Origin of the sequence: Paenirhodobacter populi (assembly GCF_004022215.1) — a bacterium.
GTDB lineage: Bacteria > Pseudomonadota > Alphaproteobacteria > Rhodobacterales > Rhodobacteraceae > Rhodobacter > Rhodobacter populi.
Genome location: NZ_SAUZ01000062.1, coordinates 1 through 2,699, shown reverse-complemented (window position 1 = coordinate 2,699; position 2,699 = coordinate 1). Strand labels below are relative to the sequence as shown.

Annotated in this window: 3 protein-coding genes, 1 tRNA gene and 1 pseudogene; 1 reads left to right on the top strand and 4 read right to left on the bottom strand. The window is 61.3% G+C overall.

The window, feature by feature from the left end; all coding sequences use genetic code 11:
• Nucleotides 1-229: 229 nt before the first annotated feature.
• Nucleotides 230-559 carry a hypothetical protein gene (locus D2T30_RS22745; protein WP_128210639.1) on the top strand — a complete coding sequence of 110 codons (330 nt, stop codon included), beginning with the start codon at nt 230-232 and terminating at the stop codon, nt 557-559.
• 156 nt (nt 560-715) lie between these two features.
• Here D2T30_RS22745 and D2T30_RS22740 read toward each other — a convergent pair.
• The 4 genes and pseudogenes from D2T30_RS22740 to D2T30_RS22725 all read right to left on the bottom strand — a co-directional run.
• Nucleotides 716-814: pseudogene (locus D2T30_RS22740) on the bottom strand (ATP-binding protein); the annotation flags it as partial.
• 294 nt (nt 815-1,108) lie between these two features.
• Nucleotides 1,109-1,184 (bottom strand) — tRNA-Ala (locus D2T30_RS22735).
• Nucleotides 1,185-1,302: 118 nt separating this feature from the next.
• Nucleotides 1,303-2,031, bottom strand: a complete 729-nt coding sequence (locus D2T30_RS22730) for a rhomboid family intramembrane serine protease (RefSeq protein WP_128210638.1) — start codon at nt 2,029-2,031, stop codon at nt 1,303-1,305.
• A 40-nt stretch (nt 2,032-2,071) separates the two neighbouring features.
• Nucleotides 2,072-2,482 (bottom strand): META domain-containing protein, encoded by a 411-nt coding sequence (locus D2T30_RS22725; RefSeq protein ID WP_128210637.1) that lies wholly within the window; start codon nt 2,480-2,482, stop codon nt 2,072-2,074.
• Nucleotides 2,483-2,699: the final 217 nt, after the last annotated feature.

The following is a 2,699-nucleotide window of genomic DNA, read 5'->3' as shown; positions in this document are numbered from 1 at the left end:
GCCTGGAACACATTCTTCGCCAGATCGAGCCCGACAGTGGTAATCTCCGACATGACCGCTCTCCTATGTGGATCCTTGCAGGCCCACCTTGGCACACAGATGCCGTCGGGGGGCGGTCACATCATCAGAGCCCATCTGCACAACGATCATAATCCCGCTGCTGGCCCGCAAAGATGGTCGCGATCTGGCCGCGACATATGCAATCGAGCCACTGGAGAATGCTGAATCGATGGAGGATGCGCGCCGGAGCATAAGAGGTATCTACCGTGGCCGGTCGATCATCCCCAAGGTCTGGTTCGAAGCGGCGTCACGCGCACTGGATCGTATCGCTACGGATCACCTTCCGCTTCGCGGCGCCAGTTTCTCTCCCGAGGAACTCGATCATCTTAATCGGGTAGACATCGCGATGCTATTTGGATGCGCGCTGACGAAAGACGGGAAGGACGAGCATTGGATGCTCCTCGGCAGCCTCATCGACCAGTGGGAGACACAAGAGACAGCGCCAAGTCTGCTAGGTGGCATCTCTATGCATTTTGGCCGCGACGACCATAACAGTTAAGACATCGCACTTGGCGGACAGTCCGTTAGCGTCAACTTTCTCGGGCTCCGGACCTCTGTAATGGGATCATCCAAGTCAAGCGCTTTTGCGCATGTGGGGTCAACCGTCGGACTGCGGTTTAGTCCCCAACCGGACCGTAACCGATCAGCATCACCGGAGGCGGCTGATCAGGTGGAACAGCAGCTGACCGCCTGACTGGGCGAAGGGCAGATAGCCCAGTTCGTCCAAGATGACGAAGTCGAGGCGCGTCAGGTTGATCAGAACGTCGGCTTCCGGGGATACGGCCTCGCAGCATAGGTCGAGGCCGAACGTCCACAAAGGGCCGGATCTGCCGCATGGGTGCCCACTGCTTACCCACGGGTTACCCACGGGCTTGTGGTCGAGCGTGTGCGATAAGGGCTGTCGCTCGACCTCGTTCGCGCACAAGAAAAAAGCCAGCAGAGCGACCTCTACCGGCTTCGAATTTCTTCACAGACGCAGATTTTCCAACAAAATGGACAATCCGCCGTCATTAATGGAAGATCTATCTGGCACTTGCCAAGTGCAACTTGGTGGAGCCAGGGGGAATCGAACCCCCGACCTCTTGAATGCCATTCAAGCGCTCTCCCAACTGAGCTATGGCCCCACCGGATCGTCGGCCCCATCGGTTGCCGCGACTGGCGCCTCTATACGGATGCTCCTGTGCCGGTGCAAGGGGGAAAATCACGATTTTCGCACTTGCCTGCCCGGGGTCGGATCGGCGTTCAGCGGCGGCGGATGACCACCGGGATCGTCGTGCGGGCGTAGCTGGCGGCAGGGTAGGGCGGCAGGCCATGCGTCTTGCGCCAGTAGCCCGTGCCGCCGCGCTTGATCCACAGGGGAAGGGCCATGGCCGCGCCGGCGATGAAGCCGCCGATATGCGCCAGATAGGCGACACCGGCTTCGCCTTGGGGGGCCAGCTCGCTGAGCAGCTGAAGGCTGAGCCAGATCCCCAGAACGACGAAGGCGGGAATCGTGAAGATCCGGAAGAAGATGATGAAGATGACGATCACATCCACCCGGGCGCGCGGGAACAGCAGCATGTAGCCGCCCATGACGGCGGCGATCGCGCCGGAGGCGCCGACCATGGGCACCTCGCTTGTCGGCATGACCGTGATCTGGGCTGCCGCGGCGCAGAGTCCGCCGAGAAGATAGAAGACCAGAAAGCCCAGAGGACCGAACTGATCTTCGAGATTGTCGCCGAAGACCCACAGGAACAGCATGTTCCCCGCGACATGCATCAGCCCGGCATGCAGGAACATATGGGTGAACAGCCCGTGTAGCCAGTAACCCTGGGTGACAAGATCCGGATAGAGCGCCCCGTAGACCCAGAGCGTTTCCATGTCGCCGCCCCAGGGCGCGGTCAGGACATAGAGAATCACATTGATCGCGATCAGCCCCCAGGTCACCCGGGGTGTGCGGGAAGACGGATTGTGGTCGCGGATCGGAAACATGCGGCAAAGGTCCCCGATCCGCGCGGCCCGGTCAAGCGGGCTACTTGCTTGCCTTCAGCACGACGTCACCCGCCGAATCGGTGAATTCCAGAACGCCGCCCGATTCCCGCAGGCCGGTCGTTTTCTCGATTGTCATGAGAAAGGCGGTTTCCGCCTGCATCTGCGGCTCGGGGCACATCATGCGGGTGCCGACGAGGGGGCCGATCTCGATCCGGCCATCCACGGTCTTCGCCGATCCGGTATAGCGGTTGCAGCCCGAGGAGCCGGCGATCGTTCCGGCGGCGGGACGCAGGATGGTGACCTTGACCTCTGCGGGAACCGGCGCGCCCGAGATGTCGGTGACGGTCCATTCGGTATCGGTGCCAAGCAATTCGAGCGGATCGCTGGGCGTTTCTGCCTTGCAGGCGCCGAGTGCCATGGTGGCCGCGGCGATCAGAAACAGGCGGTGCATGATGTCCTCCTTATGTCGTGCGTTGGCAAAGTGGGGCGGGCTGGCACCGGCGGCAAGGGCCAACCGTTCCTGCCTGATTTTCGGGCGGATCTGAAAAAATCGTATTTTTCTGAGAAATGGGGTTGCGGGTGATTTGGAGTTTCCGTAGATAGCCCCTCACCGAAGCGGCGCAGGTTGCTGAGGCGGGACGGCGGCGGTGACGCGGTTGGTTCTGGAG